This window comes from Streptomyces sp. MB09-01, assembly GCF_033794505.1.
GTDB lineage: Bacteria > Actinomycetota > Actinomycetes > Streptomycetales > Streptomycetaceae > Streptomyces.
On record NZ_JARAYQ010000062.1, the window covers coordinates 1 to 19,664 of the forward strand.

A 19,664-nucleotide genomic window follows, 5' to 3' on the forward strand; every position below is an offset into this window, starting at 1 on the left:
GCCCCTCCCCATCCGGCCCCGCCCAGCCCAGCCCGCCGGCGTTCGAGGCGCGGGGCCGGGGCCGGAGCCCCGGTACTTCCGCCCCGCCCCCGTTCGAGGCGCGGGGCGCGGGCCGGAGCCCCAGTCCCGAAGCCCAGCCCGCACGCCGGCACCGACCACCAGGGAGCTGCACCCATGACCGCGTACGCCGACCTCCGCGCCCAGCTGGAAACCCTCACCACCGAGGCATTCCGGCAGGACCTCGCCGAGATCGACCGGCTGCCCACCCTCGACATCGCCCGCACCATGAACGCCGAGGACGCCACCGTCCCGGCCGCCGTCGCCGCGCAGGTGCCACGGATCGCCGCCGCGATCGACGCGATCGCCGAGCGGATGGCCCGGGGCGGCCGCCTCGTCTACGCGGGCGCCGGCACGGCCGGCCGGATGGGCGTCCTGGACGCCAGCGAGTGCCCGCCCACCTTCAACACCGACCCCGCCGACGTCGTCGGCCTGATCGCGGGCGGCCCCTGCGCCATGGTCAAGGCCGTCGAGGGCGCCGAGGACTCGCCGGAGCTGGCCGCCGCGGACCTCACCGCCCTGGAGATCGGCCCGCAGGACACGGTCATCGGCATCTCCGCCTCCGGCCGCACCCCGTACGCGATCGGCGCCGTCGTCTTCGCCCGTACGCGGGGCGCGCTCACCGTCGGGCTCTCCTGCAACGCCGGCTCCGCCCTCGCCTCGGCCGCCGAGCACGGCATCGAGGTCGTCGTCGGACCCGAACTCCTCACCGGCTCCACCCGCCTGAAGGCGGGTACGGCCCAGAAGCTGGTGCTCAATCTCATCTCGACGATCACCATGATCCGCCTGGGCAAGACCTTCGGGAACCTGATGGTCGACATGCGCTCCTCCAACGAGAAGCTGCGCGCCCGCGCCCGCCGCATCGTGGCGCTCGCCACCGGGGCGCCCGACGAGGAGATCGAGGCCGCGCTCACCGCCACCGGCGGCGAGGTCAAGAACGCCGTCCTCGTGATCCTCGCCGGCGTCGACGGTCCGAAGGCCGCCGAACTGCTCGCCGCCTCGCACGGCCACCTCCGCGCGGCCCTCACCGCCGCCCGCTGACCCGGCGCGCTGCCCCCCCGGCCCACTGCTGTCCCTGCCCGCATCCCCCAACGCAAGGCGACCCCACATGTCCACTGACAAGAACCGCGCCACAGCCGCCGCGATCCTTCCTCTGGTCGGCGGCCCGGACAACGTCACCTCCATCGCGCACTGCATGACCCGGCTGCGCATCGGCCTGTCGGACCGTTCACTGGTCGACGACGCGGCCCTGCGGGCCGTGCCCGGCGTCCTGGGCGTGGTCGAGGACGACACCTACCAGATCGTGCTGGGCCCGGGCACCGTCGCCCGCGTCACCCCGGAGTTCGAGGCGCTGGTCGAGGAGGGCCGCTCGGCCGCCCCGGCCACCGGCGCCCCGCACACCATCACCGCGGAGGAACTGCAGGCCCAGGGCGCGGCACTGAAGGAGGCCCAGAAGGCCCGCAACGCGACCCCGTTCAAGCTCCTCCTGCGCCGCATCGCGAACATCTTCGTCCCGCTGATCCCGGCGCTGATCGGCTGCGGCATCATCGCGGGCCTGAACGGACTGCTGACGAACCTGGGCTGGCTGCCCGCCGTCGTCCCGGCGCTCGCCGCCATCGCGTCCGGCTTCATGTCGCTGATCGCCGTGTTCGTCGGCCACAACACCGCCAAGGAGTTCGGCGGTACGCCGATCCTGGGCGGCGCGGTCGCCGCGATCATCGTCTTCCCGGGCGTCGCCAAGATCGACGCCTTCGGCCAGCAGCTCTCCCCCGGCCAGGGCGGCGTCCTCGGCGCGCTCGCCGCCGCCCTGCTCGCCGTGCGCGTGGAGAAGTGGTGCCGCACGTGGGTGCCCGAGGCCTTGGACGTCCTCGTCACCCCCACCCTCACGGTCCTGCTCTCGGGCCTGGTCACCCTCTACGGCCTGATGTTCCTCGCCGGTGAGGCCTCCGCGGCCATCGGCACCTTCGCCGACTGGCTGCTCGCGAGCGGCGGCGCCTTCGCGGGCCTCGTCCTCGGCGGCCTCTTCCTGCCCCTCGTGATGCTGGGCCTGCACCAGGCCCTGATCCCCATCCACACCACGCTGATCGAACAGTCCGGCTACACCGTGCTGCTGCCCATCCTCGCCATGGCGGGCGCGGGCCAGGTCGGCGCGGCCATCGCCGTCTACTACCGGCTCCCGCGCAACGGTTCGCTCCGCACCACCATCAAGTCCGCCCTCCCGGCCGGCTTCCTGGGCGTGGGCGAGCCGCTCATCTACGGCGTTTCCCTCCCCCTCGGCCGCCCCTTCGTCACCGCCTGCGTCGGCGGCGCGGCCGGCGGCGCCTTCGTCGGCCTCTTCAACCAGCTCGGCGTCACCTTCGGTTCCACCGCCATCGGCCCGTCGGGCTGGGCCCTGTTCCCCCTGCTCGACGGCAAGTCGAACCCCGGCATCACCCTCGCCATCTACGCGGGCGGCCTGGCCGTCGGCTACCTGGTCGGCTTCGCCGCCACCTACTTCTTCGGCTTCACCCGCCTTCTCTGCACTTCACTCAATCAGGGGGACGAGGATGAAGCGCTGACGGCCGAAGCACCGAGTGCAACGAAGGACGAGGCCGATCCGGAGGCGCCGGAATCGGCGGTACTCACTCGCTGAGAGGCGCGGTGGAGCGTTCAGCGCGCACGTAGGCCCGGTAGTCGTCCCCGGCCATGCCCTGGTTGACCCACCGGCCGCGATCCGCTCCAAGCTTCTCCTCGGCCGTTGCCAAGGCGGCCAGAGCCTCGTCCACGACGGCGATCTGGCGGCCGAAGTCTTCCTCACCGTCCTCGCGCTCGAAGGACGGAAACTCGACCAGGTCGTAGAACCCTTCGTCACTAACGTCCTCGCCTCATGGACCACGAGGGCGAAGCCCTCGGCAGTGGGTCGGACCACGGCCCAGCGGATACCGGGATTTCCCGACGTTCCGGCAGGGCCGAGGAACTGCTCGATCGACCGCCCGCGCTTGAGCGCGCCGAGCGCGAAGGGTTCAACGAGGTAGCGCATTCGGGCAGGGTAGACGCTCCTCCCACGCACAGACAGGTCCGATCATTGGCTGCGCGGACGGGGGAGACCAAGGTCGACAACTGGCCGTCCCGTGAGCCTGGACGCCTCAGCCTGTTTCGTGCGGAGGAACGTCAGCGTCAGATCGATGCCGTCGATCTCACCGAGCCACTGCTCCTCCTCGGCCTTCTTGCGGCGCAGAAGGAGGTCCTTCTGCAGTTCCGCGAGCCGCGGCAGCATCTTCGGGTTGATCTGGAGCATGGGGCAGCGGATGCAGGCGTGCTCGTGCTGGCAGGGGGTCCCATAAAGGTGCAGTTAACACACCAGATGCTGACGGACCTCGACACCGACCCGACGCCGCCCACCCCGGCGTCCGAGCACTCCAAGGAACCGGCCCTGGCCTGACGCCCGCTGAGGAAGCCCGGGAGCTTGCCCTCCAGTTGGTCGAGGGCCCTAGCGTCAGCGGCCATGGCACCCCTCGACACCGTCCGCCGCAGCTCGGCGCGCCCGGCCCTTCCCCGCACGTACCTCGTCTGGCTCGCCGGCACCCGCGCCTCGCTGCTCGGCGATGCCGTCCTGTACTTCGCCCTCGGCTGGGCGGCCAGCGCCCACGGCGGCGCGACGGGCGCCTTGGTCCTGACCGCCATCACCCTTCCCCGCACTCTGCTGCTGTTGCCGGGCGGCGCCGTCGGCGACCGGTTCGGCGCTCGCAGGGTGATGCTCGCCGGGGACGCCGTGATGCTCACGGCCGCGCTCGCGCTGGCCCTCGCGAGCTCGCACCTGGACCCCTCCCCCTGGCTCCTCGTCACGGTTGCGGCGGTGGTCGGCACGGTCGACGCGTTCTACCTGCCGGCCGCCGGGTCCATGCCCCGCAGTCTGGTGGGTGAGGCGCAGCTCCCCCGGGCGTTGGCCGTACAGCAGGCGGCCGGCCAGATCGCCTCGTTGCTCGGGGCTCCCCTGGGCGCCCTACTCGTCGCGGCCGCCGGCCTGACCGGCGCGGCGCTCGCCGATGCGGGCACCTTCGCGATCGTCCTCGTCGTGCTCGTCCGCGTCCGGCCGGCCTTCGACGTCGAACGGTCCCCTCGCGGGGAGGGCCTCCTGGCAGCGGCGGCGGACGGGGTGCGGGTCGCCGCGGGGGATCCGGTCCTGCGGTCCGCCCTGCTGCTGACGGCCGCTGCCGCGTGCTTCCTCCTGCCGGTGGTGTCCCTGCTGAACCCGCTCCTGGCACGGGAGCACGGCTGGAGTGCCGGGGCGGCCGGTCTGATCGCCGGTGGTCAGAGCCTGGGGGTGGTCGCCGTGGCGCTGGTGGTCTCGCGGCGGGGCACGATGCGCCGGATGGGCAGGGGTGCGGCGCTGGGGCTGTGTGTCGCGGCGCCGGGCATCACCGCGGTGGCGCTGGCCGGGGAGGCCGGCGTGGCCCTCGCCGTGGCCGGGGGAATCGTCACCGGTGCGGGTTCCGGGATGTTCGCGTGCCACATCGGTCCGCTGGTGCTGACCGGCGCCCCGGGCACGCACCTGGCCAGGCTGCAGGCGCTGCTGACGCTCGTTCAGAGCCTGGCACTGGTGGGGGGCAACAACGCCCTCGGCGCACTCGCCGACGCCCGGGGCGCCGCGGTCGCCACGGCGGTCTGCGCGGCGGGCGCCTGCGCCGCGGGGACCACGGGTCTCGCCCTGAAACCGCTCGGGCGCCTGCGCCAGCCGTGAACCGGGGCACGGAGCCCCAAATGCAGCCCCGCCGGCGTTTGAGGCGCGGGGTCCGGGGCGGAGCCCCGATCTTGAGGCTGGCCCCAACCCCCCGCACGACTGCGCCATGATGCATTCATGATCAACTCGATACCCCCCGTGGTCCCGGCCGGCCGAATGCGCGACCTCCCCCAGCCGGAGCTGCCGCTCCCCGGCGGCACGCGCCTGCGCCCCTGGGCCCCGTACGACGCCCCCGCACTCGTGGAGGCGTGCCTCGACCCGGACATTCGGCACTGGAACCGCCCGAGCGAGCTCGATCTGCCCGCGGCCGAGGAACGGATCGCCCGCTGGCACGAGCGCTGGCAGGCCGAGAAGGCCGCGACCTGGGCGATCGCCCCCGCCGCCGGCGGCCCGGCCGTCGGCCTGATCGGGCTGGCCGACCTCGACCTCAGCGGTGGCAGCGGCGAGATCCTGTACTGGCTCCTGCCCGCCGGCCGCGGCACCGGCGTCATGGTGGCGGCCACGGACCGCGTCACCCGCTGGGCCTTCGACGAACTCGGCCTGCACCGCGTCCGCATCACCCACTCCGTGGCCAACCCGGCCTCCTGCGCCGTCGCGACGAAGGCCGGGTTCCCCCTGGAAGGCACCATGCGCGGCGCCCTTCTGCACACGGACGGCTGGCACGACGAGCACCTTCACGCCCGCCTTCGCACCGACTCCCCGGTGTAGCCGCATCACTTGGGCGGGCTCGCGCCCTTCTCGCTGGAACCCTTCTCGCTGGAACGCGCCTTCTCCAGGAGCTCCCGGTAGGGCGTCTGCGCCGTGACGCCGGGCACCTGCGAGAGGCCGTACCGCTCAGCGGCCTCTCGGTTCTGCAAGGGCGTTGTGGGAATGAAGGATATCCGTTCGCCCGGGGGTGACACATGGACATCGATACGTGGCCAGTCGCCACTGTCGACCCTCCATGCGGTGATGCGCTGCCGACCTCGGGTCACGTTCAACATTTCGCTGCTGTTCGAAATGTTGGTCCAGTACCTTGATTTCGCACCGGGCGGATCCCCTTCCTCGCACTTCACTCCGAAACTCCACTTCTCCAGGTTGGAGTGCTTGAAGTCATTGGCCATCGTCATTCTGTCTTTCCTGATCACGTACACCTCGGTCTGGGCCCTGATCGCCTCGTAACCGCGCCTCTCAGGATCCTTGATCTCCACGACCACGTCCTGTGCGACTTCTTCCCCAGGATTCAACACGCGGCCCACCGGAGTGACGAACTCGCCGTCGTAGATCAATTTGTAGTCCGTGGTCTTCACCTCGGGGGGACCGCTCGCAGGTCCGCCATGGATCCAGTAGATGCTGCCGAGGACGTAGACGGGAACCTGTCCGGCGTTCTTCACGTACAGATGGGCCGTCACATAAAGCGACGCGCCGGCCTTTTCCTGATTCGACTCCCTGAACTCGGCTCCGCTCTGTATCAGCGGGGTCGTCACATAGGGAACATAGATCTGCGCATACGCCAGGTTGGCGACGGCGAGAAGGGTGGAAACGATCACCCCGATCGCAATTTTCCTCGGAATGCTGAGACCCTTCCACGCCCGGCATTTCGCCAGTTCGACCAGGACCACCGAAGACCAGACGAGGAGGCCTATCGCGATCAGGGTGTAGTCGGTGAAACGCTCGCCTATCTGCAGCAGAACGACAGAAGTGCTACAGAGGAGGGTGATGACGACTCCGACCAGAACGACCACCCCCGAATAGGGCCATAGCCGCATTTCCCAGAAGTCGACAGCGGCCACGGCGGCGATCACCTCCACCGCGGCCACGACAAGAATGGTGAATCCCGCGATCCGTCCGCCGTAGGTCAGGGCATCACCACTGTCCGCTATTCCGATCCGGAACAGCAGACATGCGGTCACGAGGAGGCCGAAAATCACGATGCCGCCGATGGCCCGTCGGCTCCGCGCATGGTCCGGCCAGTAAGTGCCGTCCTCACCGAGAAAACGGATGGGGTGTCCTTCCGCCACACCTTCACGACCGAGGAGTTCCTTGAGTTGCTCCTCGGACCAGACCCTGCCCACCGACCTGCCGTCGATCAGAACCTTCCGCAGGCCGAGGTCATCCGGCGCTCCCACGGTCACGATGCGCGTGTTGGCCATGACACCAGCCTGCCGCTTGTCCACGGGAGGCGCTTCCGGAGCGCGCACTGCACGTGTGCCCGCACGTCAGGGTGCGCCCGGCGCGGCGCAGGGGGACGCTGGTGTTGAGGTGTTGGCGTCCCTCGTCCCCACGGGAGTTCTCATGCGAACACGACTTCTCGGCTTCACCGCCGCGCTCGTACTGGCCGTGCTCGGTGCCACGGCCCCCGTTGCCCGGGCCGCCCTACCGGCTGTCACCGGACCGGCGTGCGTGGACGGAAGCGGGACGGTGCAGTACGCCACCGGCCAGTGGATCTGCATAGGCGGCGCGTACGACGGCGAGCTGATCACCAAGACCTGAGCGCCGGCCGCACGCGCTTCCCGCAAGCGACTCAGCCGGCGGCGGTGCGCAGGAACCGCACCAGGTCGTCGGTGCCGTAGCCGAGCTTCGGGCCGCGCTCGGCGGCCATCAGCAGCAACTGGCCCACGATCTCCGCACCCCAGCCGTCCGCACCGTCCTGCGACCACTCCCACAGCTTCTCGATGCCCAGGTCGGACATGAGCAGCCCGTGCTCCGCCCGGATCTCCCGGCAGGTCTCGGCAACGGCATCCAGCAGCCGCGGGCCCGGCCGCTCGCAGCGGAGCCCGAGGTACCCGCCGACGTCCTCGACCACGCACCCCTCCGGCGGCCTCGCCTTGAGCCCTTCGTAGCGCGGATCGTCGAACCCCGGATGTTCCCCGAGCGGGCAGTGGATCAGCGTGAACCGCTGCCGGCCCGGCGGCAGCGGCGGCAGCGGCCGCCGGGCCGTCAGCCCGAAGGCCTCGTGCACCAGCGCCCTCGCCTCGTCCGCGGTATCGGCCGACCGCCTCTCCCGGCGGTCCCCGTCATCGCCGACCGCGGTCCACTGCCCGCCGCCCTCGTCGCACTGCACGCGCACGGAAAGTCCCGTGCCCCTGCGCTTCCACCCGCCACAGCCGAGCGCAGCCTCCAAGCCGCGCAGCTTCCAGCCGAGTTCGAAGGCGAACTGGGCGGCGTCGACCACCTCGCTCACGCGCCCGTCGCCCGCTCGTGCAGTACGGCGGCCAGCCGGAGGGCGGTGTCCAGGTTGCAGCGGCCCAGGTCGACCAGGGGCAGCCCGTAGCTGCCGGCGGCCGAGACCCGTTCCACGTCCAGGGAGGGGAAGACCACACCCACCCCGCCGAGGGCCTCCTTCAACTCCCGTACGGCCTCCTCGGCCGCCTGGACCCGTTCCGTGGGCGTGAGCACCATGACATGTCACCTTTCTACTCTGAGTGGTCAGGTTCTGCACACAGAGTGGCGACGCCCTGGCTAGCCTTTCAAGGAAGCACCGAGAACAACCCCACCTGTTGGCCCGGGAGTTGCCATGGCAGGTAAGAACCTCGATCCCTCCTCCTCACCCCGCGCCCTGCTCGGCGCCGAGCTGCGCGTGGCGCGCGAACGAGCCGGACTCAGCCAGGCCGAGTTGGGTGAACCGCTCTTCGTGAGCGGCTCGTTCATCGGCCAGCTCGAAGCCGGCACGCGCCGCATGCACATCGAATTCGCGCGCCAGATAGACGACATCCTCGACACGAACGGCTTCTTCGTCCGCAACTGCGGGGCCTTGGCCAAGTCCAAGTACCCGAACCACTTCGCTGAGGCGGCCGAGGCAGAAGCCGAAGCAAAGACGATCCGCGAGTACGCGCCTCTGGCACTGCCCGGGATGCTCCAGACGGAGGCGTACGCACGGGAGGTCTTCATCGCGTATCAGCCGACGGCCACGGACGAAGTCATCGCCGAGCTGGTCACGAACCGGCTGGACCGCGCCAAGCTGCTGGCAAATCCAACAACCCCCCTGTTGTGGTGTGTGCTTGACGAGGCAGTCATCCGAAGGGGCGTCGGCACCAAGAAGGTGATGGCGGAGGCGCTGCGGCACATCGCGACCCTGATCCGTACGCGCCGGATCTTCGTGCAGGTACTGCCGTTCAGTGCAGGAGCACACTCGTCTATGGGAGGCACCCTGAAGTTGATGACCTTCGAGGACGCTCCTCCACTCGCCTACGTTCAAGGCAACGCGATAGGCGTACTGCTGGACGATCCGGCCACGGTTGCCCGTCACTCGCTGACCTACGATCTCCTCACGGCCAGCGCGCTGTCACCGACCGAATCGCTGGCCATGATCGAGTCCGCGGCGGAGGATTACGAGCATGACCAGCATGCGTGAGTACGACCTGTCGGCTGCTATCTGGCACAAATCCAGCTACAGCGACGGCACCGGCGGCGACTGCCTGGAGATGGCCACCTGGCGGAAGTCCACCCATAGCGGAGCCCACGGCAACAAAACGGTTCCGGTCCGGGACTCCAAGGTCCCGGACGGCCCGCACCTCACCTTCCGGGACACCGCCTGGACGGCGTTCGTCACCAGCCTCTGACCTGCGCCAGCACCACGTACGACGGCAGTTGGCCGGCCGGGTCCAGGTTCACGAACGTGTAGCCCTCGGGGCCCTGCGGGTAGATCTCGAACCGCCTGCCCAGCGGGACGTCCCGGAGGATCGTGGGCTCGGCCTTCGCCCTGCCCGTGGTCCCGTCCAGGTGCCACAGGTGCGTCCGCGCGGCGGTCGACGTCACCACGTCGACCCCGCCCGGGCCGCGGCCCTGCACGATCCCGAGGACCGTCGCACCGTCGAGCGCGGCGTGCCACACCCGCTTGCCGTCCAGCACGGAATACGCGGAGAGCCCCGGGACCTTGCCCTTCACCGGGGTGATCAGCAGATCGCCGCTCACCACCGGTGCGGGCCCCTCGGTCAGGTCCTCGTGCGGCCCGGCCACCGGCACCGCGCCCCGCTCGCGCCCGGAGTCGTCGAAGAACCGCACCGAGCCCCCGGCACGCAGGACGATCGGCCGCGCCGACAGCATCCGCACGTCCGCCGACGGGCCTGCCGTGCCCAGCGGGCTCTGCCAGGCCTGGGTGCCGGTCCGCGCGTCCAGCGCGATCAGCCGCGCCGGGCCGCCGCCCGGGCAGTCCTCCACGTACAGCACCCGGCCCTCGGCTCCGTCGAGCGCGCGGACCTGACAGCCGGCCGGTACCGGGACCCGCCAGCGTTCGTCGCCCGTGCGCAGGTCCAGGCCGAGGAGGGCGCCCTCCGCCACGGCGACGGCCTTATCGCCCACCGCGGCCACGGGCACCTCGGCCGCGTCCCGGCCCGGCGCCACCGGGAGGTCCTTGGCCCACAGCTTCCCGCCGTCCTCCAGGTCCACGGCCAGCACCTTCGCGCCGCAGCCGGCCGGGGTCCGCGCGGCGGCGACCAGCCCGATGCCGTTCGGGATGGTCCGGCTCACGGCGCAGAAGGTGACGTCCCCGCCCGCGCCCAGCCCTCCGGCCGAGCGGCCCCCGCTGTTGTAGAGGTTCAGGCCGTCCGCGCGGACCCGTACGAGCCCCGACGACGGGCGCAGCCAGGCACCGATCGGCCGGGCCGACTCCGGCTTCTCCCGCTGCCACCACGTCCACACGTACGCCTGCGGGCCGCGCATCCACGCGTACGCCTGCCAGGCGGGCCACAGCGCGGCCAGCGCGACGGTCGCGGCGAGGCACCAGACCAGCGCACCCCTGGCACCACCGCGGGCTCGGGCCAGCAGCACGTACGCGACGAGCCCCAAGACCGGGGTGATCAGCAGCAGCCAGCTCCTGCCCCGGGTCCAGTCGACGAAGGCCGTCCGGCCGAGCAGGACGAGGTACAGCACGGTCACGGCGGCGACCGCCGTGCCGGCGACGAACAGGGCGCGCGGCAGCCACCGCGCGCCCTGAGATGTGTGGTTGTCCATGATCCCCCTTGGACGCAGCCTAGTTGGCTCGCCGATCAGGGGTTCCGGTCACCCGGTCCGGGTCAGAGGCCGGCAGTGAACAGCAACCGGTTCGGACTGCTCTTGCTGACGCGCTTCAGGACGTCCTTGGTGGACTCGCCGTCCAGGAACTCGTTGAGCTCCGCCGGGTCCGCGGTCGGGTGTGCCTGCTTGTAGAGGGCGGCGACATCCGCGACGTGCGGGGCGGCCATCGACGTGCGTGCCACCTGGACGCGGCTTGAACCGCCGCCCCCACCCCGGCCGATCGTCCGGCGCCGCATCAACACGCGCTGTCGCACGAGCTGCGAAGAGGACCATCCCTCTGTGCCGTCAAGGCCGCGCCCCAGCCCGCGCGCGCAACACCGCCGCTGCGAGATCACCCGTACGGCCCGCCCCCACACCGGGGAGCGCACGGCCGGTGCGGCGCCGGTGCCCCCGCCTCACCCCGGGACCTCGTTGAACTGCACCGCAGCGCGTGATGGCCGCGCCCCATGCGCAACCGTCTGAGCCGAGCCCTGCCCGTGGCCGACGCCGTCCTGGCCGCCGTCACCATCGGCCTGCCCGTATCCGCAGCCACCGCCGCCGAGTCCGTACCCCTGTCGCACGCGGCTCCCGCCGACCACGCCACGTACGTCGTCACCGTGCACCCGGGCCTCGACCCGGCCGCCGTCGCGGACGCGTACGGGATCACCCCGCTGCACGTACCGCAAGACGCTCAACGGCTTCGCCGCCCGCCTCTCCCCCGTGCGGGCTCCCCGGCCACTCACCGCCCTTACGCGTTGCTTAAAGTGATGCGGATCAACTCATCGGTTGATCGGGGGGGTCGGGGGGATCGAGGAGGCCGATGAACAGCGCGACCGAGGTGTTCGAGCCGCTGCGCGCGGAAGATCCGAAGACCGTCGCCGGGTACCGCCTCGCGGCCCGGCTCGGCGCGGGCGGCATGGGCCGGGTCTACCTTTCGCACACGCCGGGCGGCCGCCCGGTGGCGATCAAGGTGGTCCGGCCGGAGCTGGCCGAAGACCCGGTGTTCCGGCGGAGGTTCCGCCGGGAGGTGGTGGCGGCCCGGCGCGTCCGGGGGGCGTACACCGCCGAGGTGATCGACGCCGACGCGGAGGGGACTCCGCCCTGGCTGGCCACCCTGTACGTGCCCGGGCCCTCCCTGTCGGAGGCCGTCGCCAAACGCGGACCACTGCCGGTGCCCGCGCTCCTGTGGCTGGTGGCGGGCATCGCCGAGGCCCTGCAGGCCATCCACGCCGAGGGCGTCGTGCACCGGGACCTCAAGCCGTCGAACGTGCTGCTGGCCGCCGACGGGCCCCGGGTCATCGACTTCGGCATCTCGACGGCGTCCGACACCACCGCGCCCACGGCCACGGGCGGCACCATCGGCACGCCCCAGTACATGGCCCCCGAGCAGGCGTTGGCGGGCGAGACCACACCCGCCACCGACGTCTTCGCGCTGGGCCAGACGGTGGCGTACGCGGCGCTGGGCGAGCCGCTGTACGGCACCGGTCCCTCGATGACCGTGCTGTTCCGGATCGTGCACTCCGAGCCCGACCTGTCCCGGCTGCCGGAGCAGTTGCGGCCGCTGCTCGCCCGGTGCCTGGCCTCCGACCCGGAGGAGCGGGCCACCCCGACGGAGATCGTGGAGTGGTGCCGGCAGCAGCTGGGCGAGGACGCCGACGACACGAGCGGCGGCAGCCCGGCCGTCTGGCGGGAGGTGCTGGGGCCGGAGGTGGAGGTACCCGATCCGGCCCTGCAGCCCGCCACGGGGCACGAGACGCCGATGGTCTGGGGGCCTACGCCGCAGACTCCGGAGGAGCGGCGCAAGAGCCGGAAGCGTGCCGCGGTGGCCATCACCGCGGCGATGACGGTGGGAACGCTGGTGCTGGGCGGCCTGGCCTGGACGGTCAAGGAATCCGCGAAGCGGATGCTCGACCGGGAGGCGTCCGCGGCCAGGTCCCCCGGCCCGGCCGTGTCCGCCTCGGGCTCGGCCGACGCGGCCACCCCACCCACACCGAGCGCGTCCCAGCCGCCCAAGGCGAACCCGTACCCCGCTTTGCGCCTGGACGACGAGCAGAGCTCGATCACCCTGGGGGAAACGCTCGTGCGCAACGACCGCAGCGGAGAGATACGCATGAGCTGCAAGAGGAGCATCTGCAGCCTGGAGAGCGACACCGCCACGATCATCATGCTGTACGGCGGGACGCAGGGATCCCTCGACTCGTGCCGGAGCACGCTGGCGCTCACCACCGACCGGAGCTGGACGCTGGCCGGGGCGGCGGGCGGCAGCCAGTTCTGCATCAGGAACAAGGCGGGGGACGTCGGGCTGTACGTGCTCCAGTTCAAGTCGACCGCGGACGTGGCGGGGATGCCCCAATGGATTTCCGGGGATCTGACCGTCTGGCGGCAGGCGATGCCCGCCACCTGACGGTCCGTCCCCGCCGGGCCGCCGGCCCGGACGCGGCTCAGAGGCCCGCGCCGCCGGTCGCGTCGACCACCCGTCCCGTCACCCACCGCGCGTCGTCGGAGGCGAGGAAGCCGACGACGTCGGCGATGTCCTCGGGGCGCCCGACCCGGCCGAGCGCGGCGAGCGAGGCGGCGTGCGCTTCGGCCTCGGCGTTGCCGCGCAGCCAGCCGGCATTGACGTCGGTGTCGACGATGCCGGGTGCGACCGAGTTCACGGTGATCCCGCGCGGGCCGAGGGCCTTCGCCAGGTTGAGCGTGAGGGTGTCGAGCGCGCCCTTGGTCGCCCCGTAGGCGAGGATCTCGGGCATCGCGATCCGGGCGGCGCCGCTGGAGATGTTGATGACCCGGCCCCCGTCGCGCAGCCGCCCGAGGGCCTCCTGCACGACGAAGAACGGTGCCCGTACGTTCACGGCGAAGACCCGGTCGAAGTCCTCCTCGGCGACCCGGCCGAGCGGGACGGGCAGTCCTATGCCGGCGTTGTTGACGATGATGTCGACCCCGTCGAGCCCCAGCGCGTCGTACGCCGCCCAGAGCGCGGCGGCGTCCCCGTGGTGCCCGAGCTCCGCGTGGAGCGCGTGGGCCCGGCCGCCGTCCCCGGTGATCCGCTCCACGGACTCGCGGGCCGCCGCCCCGTCGTTCGCGTACGTCAGCACGACGGTGGCCCCGTCGGCGGCGAGCCGCTCGGCGATGGCCCGGCCGATGCCCCTGCTGCCGCCCCGTGACCAGCGCGTTCTTGTTCTGCATGGATCCCCCAGTTCCGTAGTGATCACTACAGAAAGACCGTAGCACAATTTCCCTAACGACCACTATAGAAATATGGTGACCCTGCTAGCCGCGCGCGGACTCGACGAAGGCGCGGATCAACTCCGGCGACTTAACCCCGCGTTCGCGCTCCACCCCGCTGGACACGTCCACCCCCCAGGCCCCGGTCACCGCGACCGCCTCCCGCACGTTGCCCGGGTTCAGCCCGCCGGCCAGCAGCCACCGCCCCTCGGGAGCGGTGAAGTCCGCCGAGCCCCAGTTCCACGGCTTGCCGGAGCCCGGGTCGGGGGCGTCGAGCAGGAGCAGGTCCTCGCCGTACTCGCCGCAGCGCTTCACGTGCTCGGCGGTGGCCCGCAGCAGCGTCCGGCCCTCGGCCCGCAGCGCCGCGAAGTCCCCGGGGGCCTCCTCGCCGTGCAGCTGCACTCCCCGTACGCCGCTCTCCTCGGCGAACCGGCGCACCTCCTCGACCGCCTGCCCCCGGAACACCCCGACGGTGAGCACCGAGTCCGGCACCCGCGCGGCGAGCTCCCGCGCGGTGGCGGCATCGACCGTCCGCGGGCTGCCGGGCGCGAACACGAACCCCACGGCATCGGCCCCGGCCGCCACCGCGGCATCGACGTCCCGCGCGGTCTTGAGCCCGCAGATCTTGACGAAGAGATCAGCCATGCGCCCAGCCTATGCCGCCCCGGACCGCGTCAGCGGCCCACCTGCACGGGGCCCGGCACCGACCCGCCGATCGCGGCCGCCAGATGGGCCGCGCCCGCCTCGTCGGCGGACCGGGCCCGCCGGTAGGCGTCGGCGAGGTCGTCGGTCCGGACCCCCGATCTCTACGTGGTCGACGAGTCTGCCTTCGAGGGCGAGGGGAGGCACGTCGACGGAGCGGCACTCTCCCTGGTGGCCGAGTTCACCTCGGTGTCGACGAAGGACGTGGACTGGCACGAGAAGCTGGACGTGTACGGACAGCTCGTCCCCGTCTACCTCGTCGCCGATATGCAGGCGTCCGAGATCACCTGCTTCTCGGACTCCTCCCCGCACCGGGTACCAGTTCCGCAAGACGGTGCCTTTCGGTGCGTCCCTGCCCCATCCCGGACCCCTTCGGCTTCGACATCGACAGCTCGGGCTTCTGAAGCCGCCGGAAACGCCCGAGGGCGGCACCCCCCGTGGGGGGTGCCGCCCTCGTTCGAGAACAGCCGATCAACCAGAGGCCGGAGCCAGGGGTCGATCAGAAGTCCATGTCGCCGCCCGGCATGCCGCCCGGGGCGCCGGCGCCGGCCTTCTCGGGCTTGTCGGCGATGACGGCCTCGGTGGTGAGGAACAGCGCGGCGATGGACGCGGCGTTCTGCAGGGCAGAGCGCGTGACCTTCGCCGGGTCGATGATGCCCTCGGCGATCATGTCGACGTACTCGCCGGTCGCGGCGTTCAGGCCGTGACCGATCGGAAGGTTGCGCACCTTCTCGACGACGACGCCACCCTCGAGACCACCGTTGACGGCGATCTGCTTCAGCGGGGCCTCCAGGGCGAGCTTCACGGCGTTGGCGCCGGTCGCCTCGTCACCCTCGAGCTCCAGCTTCTCGAAGACCGCGGAGGCCTGCAGCAGGGCCACGCCACCACCGGCGACGATGCCCTCCTCGACGGCCGCCTTCGCGTTGCGAACGGCGTCCTCGATGCGGTGCTTGCGCTCCTTGAGCTCGACCTCGGTCGCGGCACCGGCCTTGATGACGGCCACGCCGCCGGCCAGCTTCGCGAGGCGCTCCTGGAGCTTCTCGCGGTCGTAGTCCGAGTCGGAGTTCTCGATCTCGGCGCGGATCTGGTTCACGCGACCGGCAACCTGGTCGCTGTCACCGGCACCGTCGACGATGGTGGTCTCGTCCTTGGTGATGACGACCTTGCGGGCGCGGCCGAGCAGGTCGAGACCGGCGTTCTCCAGCTTGAGGCCGACCTCCTCGGAGATGACCGTGCCGCCCGTGAGGATGGCGATGTCACCGAGCATGGCCTTGCGGCGGTCGCCGAAGCCCGGGGCCTTGACGGCGACGGACTTGAAGGTGCCGCGGATCTTGTTGACGACCAGGGTCGACAGGGCCTCGCCCTCGACGTCCTCGGCGATGATCAGCAGCGGCTTGCCGGACTGCATGACCTTCTCCAGGAGCGGCAGCAGGTCCTTGACCGAGCCGATCTTGGAGTTGACGATCAGGATGTACGGGTCGTCGAGGGACGACTCCATGCGCTCCATGTCGGTGGCGAAGTACGCCGAGATGTAGCCCTTGTCGAAGCGCATGCCCTCGGTGAGCTCGAGCTCCAGACCGAAGGTCTGCGACTCCTCGACGGTGATGACGCCTTCCTTGCCGACCTTGTCCATGGCCTCGGCGATGAGCTCGCCGATCTGGGTGTCGGCGGCGGAGATGGAGGCCGTGGAAGCGATCTGCTCCTTGGTCTCGACATCCTTGGCCTGGGCGAGCAGGGCGGCGGAGACGGCCTCGACGGCCTTCTCGATACCACGCTTGAGGGCCATCGGGTTGGCGCCGGCGGCTACGTTGCGCAGGCCCTCGCGGACGAGCGCCTGGGCCAGCACGGTGGCGGTGGTCGTACCGTCGCCGGCGACGTCGTCCGTCTTCTTGGCGACTTCCTTGACCAGCTCGGCGCCGATCTTCTCGTACGGGTCCTCGAGCTCGATCTCCTTGGCGATGGAGACACCATCGTTGGTGATCGTGGGGGCGCCCCACTTCTTCTCAAGGACGACGTTGCGACCCTTGGGGCCAAGGGTGACCTTGACGGCGTCGGCGAGCTGGTTCATCCCACGCTCGAGGCCGCGACGGGCCTCCTCGTCGAACGCAATGATCTTGGCCATCTGAAGTGGTCCTCCCGGACAGCGGTGGATTGCTCCCAGGACCGCGCCCGCGCCCGCGACGGACGGCCTGCGTGCCCGGCGGTTCCTTCCCACCGGACCCTGCGGGCCTCACCGACCCGGTCCTCGTTCAGTAGCACTCTCACCGGGAGAGTGCTAACGCCAATGATTAGCACTCGACCCCTCCGAGTGCAAGCGGCTTGGGCCAACGCCCCGCCGGTGCCGGGCACGGGCCGGGCCCGGGGCGGGCGCACGTACGAGGGGCCCGCATCCCGTGTCCAGGATGTGGGCCCCTCGTATGGTCTTGCAGGTCTTCGTTGAACACTGTGCGTCGGTGGTCGATCGCTCCAGGACTAGCCGAGCGCGAGCTTGACCATGTCCGCCTGCGGACCCTTCTGGCCCTGCGAGATCTCGAACTCGACCCGCTGACCCTCTTCAAGGGTGCGGTACCCGTCCATCTGGATGGCGCTGTAGTGGACGAACACATCCGCACCACCGTCGACCGCGATGAAGCCGTAGCCCTTCTCCGCGTTGAACCACTTGACGGTGCCCTGAGCCATGCCTAACTCCCCTATTACTGGCCCTTGCGCGGGAACGCACTTCGCGTTCCCGGGTCAGAACTTGCGTCGGAACGCGTCGACCGAGGCTGAATGTATCTGCGCGAGTGCTGTCTGCAACAGGTCAATCCGACGAGAATTCTGGACACGGGGAAACATTGAAATAGAGTGAAAATTTGCCATACTCCAGGGCAACTCGGGCCCGACATATCTCGCCAAAGCCCCATACCGCACTTGCACATTGACCCGATGTCGACCCTCACGCGACCCGTTCATATGCAGCGGGCAAGTCCGGCGGAGGGGACTTCCCCAACTCTACCGCGCCCAATCAAGCAGAATTGCCCCCTCCGCTTTTAGCGGAGGGGGCAATTTCGGTTTGCGCGTGTCACCTATCAGGTGGCAAAGGGTGCGACAGGATCAGCAGCCGCCCGCGACGGCCGGGATGATCGAGACGCCGGCGCCGTCCGGCGTCTTCGCCTCCAGCCCGCCCTCGAAGCGCACGTCGTCGTCGTTGACGTAGACGTTCACGAAACGGCGCAGCTTGCCCTGGTCGTCCAGGACGCGCGCGGCGATGCCCGGGTGGCTCGCCTCCAGGGACTGGATGACCTCGGCGAGGGTCGCGCCCTCGGCGGGCACCTCGGCCTGACCGCCGGTGTAGGTGCGCAGGATGGTGGGGATGCGGACGTTGACGCTCATGGCGCTACTGCCTTTCCGGTAGAGCAGGGGAGATGGTCAGGCCAGGCCGGCGGCGCGGAACGCGTCCAGGCTCGGGCGGATGGTGGCGGTCTGCCCGCTGTCCGCGGCCACCGCCTCCAGGGTCTTCAGGCCGTCGCCGGTGTTGAGGACGACGGTGGTCAGCGTCGGGTCGAGCTGCCCGTTCTCGATGAGCTTCTTCGTCACGCCGACGGTCACGCCGCCCGCGGTCTCGGCGAAGATGCCCTCGGTCTGCGCGAGGATCTTGATGGCCTCGACGACCTGCTCGTCGTTCACGTCCTCGACGTAACCGCCGGTGCGGCGGGCGATGTCGAGGACGTACGGCCCGTCCGCCGGGTTGCCGATCGCGAGGGACTTGGCGATGGTGTTCGGCTTCTGCGGGCGGACCACGTCGTGACCGGCCTTGAAGGCGGTCGACACCGGGGAGCAGCCCTCGGCCTGGGCGCCGAAGATCTTGTACGGCTTGTCCTCGACGAGGCCGAGCTTGATCAGCTCCTGCAGGCCCTTGTCGATCTTCGTCAGCTGCGAGCCGGACGCGATCGGGATCACGAGCTGGTCGGGCAGCTGCCAGCCGAGCTGTTCGCAGATCTCGTACGCGAGGGTCTTGGAGCCCTCTCCGTAGTACGGGCGCAGGTTGACGTTGACGAAGCCCCAGCCCTCGCCCAGCGGGTCGCCGATGAGCTCGGAGCAGAAGCGGTTGACGTCGTCGTAGTTGCCCTCGATGCCGACCAGGTCGCCGCCGTACACGCCGGCCATGACGACCTTGCCCTGCTCCAGGTCGTGCGGGATGAACACGCAGGAGCGGAAGCCGGCCCGGGCGGCCGCGGCGCCGACGGCGCCGGCCAGGTTGCCGGTGGAGGAGCAGGAGAGGGTGGTGAAGCCGAAGGCGCGGGCGGCCTCGACGGCGATGGCCACGACGCGGTCCTTGAAGGAGTGCGTCGGGTTGCCGGAGTCGTCCTTGACGTAGAGCTTGCCGCTGACGCCGAGCTCCTTGGCCAGGTTGGCGGCGTCCACGAGCTTGGTGAAGCCCGGGTTCAGGCTCGGCTTGGAGGCCACGTCCGCGGGGACGGGCAGCAGCGGCGCGTAACGCCAGATGTTGGTGGGGCCGGCCTCGATCGCGGCGCGCAGGGCCTCGGGGTCGCCGGTCGGGAGGTCGTAGGCGACTTCCAGCGGTCCGAAGCACTCGGCGCACGCGAAGATGGGGCCGAGCTCGAAGCGGGTACCGCACTCGCGACAGGAAAGACCGTTGGCAGGTCCGAGATCGACAGAGGTGGCGACAGTCTGTGCAGCCATGATGGCGAGGCCCTTTCTCCTCATCTTCCCCATGGCGCACTTCGCCATGAGACGGAATTGGCACCTTCCCTAGCCGGGGACCTCGCTGACGTCGCTGACGAACGATCGCGAGAACCGACTGGAGGGTTGCCGGGGCTTCAACGGGCCGTGTCCCTCTGCCCCTCTGGATGAGCGGTATGGCACCGGCACACGCGCTCTGTGGCGCGCCGGTGCGTTTGTACGCGGGGACCCCCGGCATGCGGGGGTCCTTCGCGTTGTTCAAGACTGTAACCGAAGGGCCGGGCGGTTGAGACAGCCGTCCGAA

The 19,664-nt window shown here is 70.6% G+C and carries 21 protein-coding genes, 1 pseudogene and 1 riboswitch; of the genes and pseudogenes, 9 read left to right on the forward strand and 13 right to left on the reverse strand.

Going from position 1 to position 19,664, the window contains the following annotated elements; all coding sequences use genetic code 11:
* Positions 1-174 precede the first annotated feature (174 nt).
* Together murQ and PV721_RS15505 are read left to right on the forward strand one after the other, a co-directional pair.
* A complete protein-coding gene (murQ, locus tag PV721_RS15500; RefSeq protein WP_319724419.1) occupies positions 175-1,098 on the forward strand; it encodes an N-acetylmuramic acid 6-phosphate etherase in 924 nt (307 codons plus the stop codon).
* Between the two features lie 67 nt (positions 1,099-1,165).
* A complete protein-coding gene (locus PV721_RS15505) occupies positions 1,166-2,689 on the forward strand; it encodes a PTS transporter subunit EIIC (protein WP_319724421.1) in 1,524 nt (507 codons plus the stop codon).
* Here the strand turns inward: PV721_RS15505 and PV721_RS15510 are convergent.
* Both PV721_RS15510 and PV721_RS15515 read right to left on the reverse strand, forming a co-directional pair.
* Positions 2,679-2,822, reverse strand: a complete 144-nt coding sequence (locus tag PV721_RS15510) for a hypothetical protein (protein ID WP_319724424.1) — start codon at positions 2,820-2,822, stop codon at positions 2,679-2,681. The genes PV721_RS15505 and PV721_RS15510 overlap by 11 nt on opposite strands.
* Positions 2,823-3,118: 296 nt before the next feature.
* On the reverse strand, positions 3,119-3,334 hold the full coding sequence (locus PV721_RS15515; protein WP_319724426.1) for a recombinase: 216 nt from the start codon (positions 3,332-3,334) through the stop codon (positions 3,119-3,121).
* 207 nt (positions 3,335-3,541) lie between these two features.
* Between PV721_RS15515 and PV721_RS15520 the strand changes: the two genes are divergently transcribed.
* Both PV721_RS15520 and PV721_RS15525 read left to right on the forward strand, forming a co-directional pair.
* Positions 3,542-4,777 (forward strand): MFS transporter, encoded by a 1,236-nt coding sequence (locus tag PV721_RS15520; protein WP_319724428.1) that lies wholly within the window; start codon positions 3,542-3,544, stop codon positions 4,775-4,777.
* A gap of 117 nt (positions 4,778-4,894) precedes the next feature.
* The gene (locus tag PV721_RS15525) at positions 4,895-5,485 is read left to right on the forward strand and encodes a GNAT family N-acetyltransferase (RefSeq protein ID WP_319724430.1); all 591 of its coding nucleotides are present in this window, start codon (positions 4,895-4,897) and stop codon (positions 5,483-5,485) included.
* Positions 5,486-5,490: 5 nt separating this feature from the next.
* Here the strand turns inward: PV721_RS15525 and PV721_RS15530 are convergent, their stop codons facing one another.
* Positions 5,491-6,909: a hypothetical protein gene (locus PV721_RS15530; RefSeq protein WP_319724432.1), complete on the reverse strand. Its 1,419-nt coding sequence runs from the start codon at positions 6,907-6,909 to the stop codon at positions 5,491-5,493.
* 142 nt (positions 6,910-7,051) lie between these two features.
* On the opposite strand from PV721_RS15530, the gene PV721_RS15535 reads away from it, so the two are divergent.
* Complete coding sequence (locus PV721_RS15535) at positions 7,052-7,249, forward strand: hypothetical protein (protein WP_319724434.1); 198 nt, start codon at positions 7,052-7,054, stop codon at positions 7,247-7,249.
* Between the two features lie 31 nt (positions 7,250-7,280).
* Here PV721_RS15535 and PV721_RS15540 read toward each other — a convergent pair whose 3' ends face one another.
* Together PV721_RS15540 and PV721_RS15545 are read right to left on the reverse strand one after the other, a co-directional pair.
* Positions 7,281-7,940: a hypothetical protein gene (locus tag PV721_RS15540; protein ID WP_319724436.1), complete on the reverse strand. Its 660-nt coding sequence runs from the start codon at positions 7,938-7,940 to the stop codon at positions 7,281-7,283.
* Positions 7,937-8,158 carry a hypothetical protein gene (locus tag PV721_RS15545; RefSeq protein WP_319724438.1) on the reverse strand — a complete coding sequence of 74 codons (222 nt, stop codon included), beginning with the start codon at positions 8,156-8,158 and terminating at the stop codon, positions 7,937-7,939. The genes PV721_RS15540 and PV721_RS15545 overlap by 4 nt, the downstream gene beginning before the upstream one ends.
* 115 nt (positions 8,159-8,273) lie before the next feature.
* On the opposite strand from PV721_RS15545, the gene PV721_RS15550 reads away from it, so the two are divergent.
* Together PV721_RS15550 and PV721_RS15555 are read left to right on the forward strand one after the other, a co-directional pair.
* Positions 8,274-9,110: a helix-turn-helix transcriptional regulator gene (locus PV721_RS15550; RefSeq protein WP_319724440.1), complete on the forward strand. Its 837-nt coding sequence runs from the start codon at positions 8,274-8,276 to the stop codon at positions 9,108-9,110.
* Complete coding sequence (locus PV721_RS15555) at positions 9,094-9,318, forward strand: DUF397 domain-containing protein (RefSeq protein WP_319724443.1); 225 nt, start codon at positions 9,094-9,096, stop codon at positions 9,316-9,318. Before PV721_RS15550 ends, PV721_RS15555 begins: the two co-directional genes overlap by 17 nt.
* Here the strand turns inward: PV721_RS15555 and PV721_RS15560 are convergent.
* On the reverse strand, positions 9,305-10,708 hold the full coding sequence (locus PV721_RS15560; protein ID WP_319724445.1) for a PQQ-binding-like beta-propeller repeat protein: 1,404 nt from the start codon (positions 10,706-10,708) through the stop codon (positions 9,305-9,307). The two genes, PV721_RS15555 and PV721_RS15560, sit on opposite strands and share 14 nt — an antisense overlap.
* 62 nt (positions 10,709-10,770) lie before the next feature.
* Positions 10,771-10,953 carry a S8 family serine peptidase gene (locus PV721_RS15565; protein ID WP_319724447.1) on the reverse strand — a complete coding sequence of 61 codons (183 nt, stop codon included), beginning with the start codon at positions 10,951-10,953 and terminating at the stop codon, positions 10,771-10,773.
* A 617-nt stretch (positions 10,954-11,570) separates the two neighbouring features.
* Here PV721_RS15565 and PV721_RS15570 point away from each other — a divergent pair.
* Positions 11,571-13,154 carry a serine/threonine-protein kinase gene (locus tag PV721_RS15570; protein ID WP_319724449.1) on the forward strand — a complete coding sequence of 528 codons (1,584 nt, stop codon included), beginning with the start codon at positions 11,571-11,573 and terminating at the stop codon, positions 13,152-13,154.
* A gap of 37 nt (positions 13,155-13,191) precedes the next feature.
* On the opposite strand, the pseudogene PV721_RS15575 reads toward PV721_RS15570, so the two are convergent.
* Both PV721_RS15575 and PV721_RS15580 read right to left on the reverse strand, forming a co-directional pair.
* Positions 13,192-13,936, reverse strand: a pseudogene (locus PV721_RS15575) (SDR family oxidoreductase).
* An 84-nt stretch (positions 13,937-14,020) separates the two neighbouring features.
* Positions 14,021-14,620, reverse strand: coding sequence for a phosphoribosylanthranilate isomerase (locus tag PV721_RS15580; protein ID WP_319724451.1), 600 nt, complete (start codon positions 14,618-14,620; stop codon positions 14,021-14,023).
* A gap of 165 nt (positions 14,621-14,785) precedes the next feature.
* Between PV721_RS15580 and PV721_RS15585 the strand changes: the two genes are divergently transcribed.
* Positions 14,786-15,250: a hypothetical protein gene (locus tag PV721_RS15585; protein ID WP_319724453.1), complete on the forward strand. Its 465-nt coding sequence runs from the start codon at positions 14,786-14,788 to the stop codon at positions 15,248-15,250.
* On the opposite strand, the gene groL is transcribed toward PV721_RS15585, so the two are convergent.
* From groL to thrC, 4 genes are all read right to left on the reverse strand, one after another.
* Positions 15,177-16,799, reverse strand: coding sequence for a chaperonin GroEL (gene groL, locus PV721_RS15590; RefSeq protein ID WP_319724454.1), 1,623 nt, complete (start codon positions 16,797-16,799; stop codon positions 15,177-15,179). The two genes, PV721_RS15585 and groL, sit on opposite strands and share 74 nt — an antisense overlap.
* Positions 16,800-17,149: 350 nt before the next feature.
* Positions 17,150-17,356 (reverse strand): cold-shock protein, encoded by a 207-nt coding sequence (locus tag PV721_RS15595; RefSeq protein ID WP_030009783.1) that lies wholly within the window; start codon positions 17,354-17,356, stop codon positions 17,150-17,152.
* Between the two features lie 414 nt (positions 17,357-17,770).
* Entirely contained in the window at positions 17,771-18,049 is a 279-nt protein-coding gene (locus PV721_RS15600; protein ID WP_030718872.1) for a MoaD/ThiS family protein, read from the reverse strand.
* 36 nt (positions 18,050-18,085) lie between these two features.
* Positions 18,086-19,360 carry a threonine synthase gene (gene thrC, locus PV721_RS15605; RefSeq protein ID WP_319724466.1) on the reverse strand — a complete coding sequence of 425 codons (1,275 nt, stop codon included), beginning with the start codon at positions 19,358-19,360 and terminating at the stop codon, positions 18,086-18,088.
* A 17-nt stretch (positions 19,361-19,377) separates the two neighbouring features.
* Positions 19,378-19,534: riboswitch (SAM riboswitch) on the reverse strand.
* Positions 19,535-19,664 lie beyond the last annotated feature (130 nt).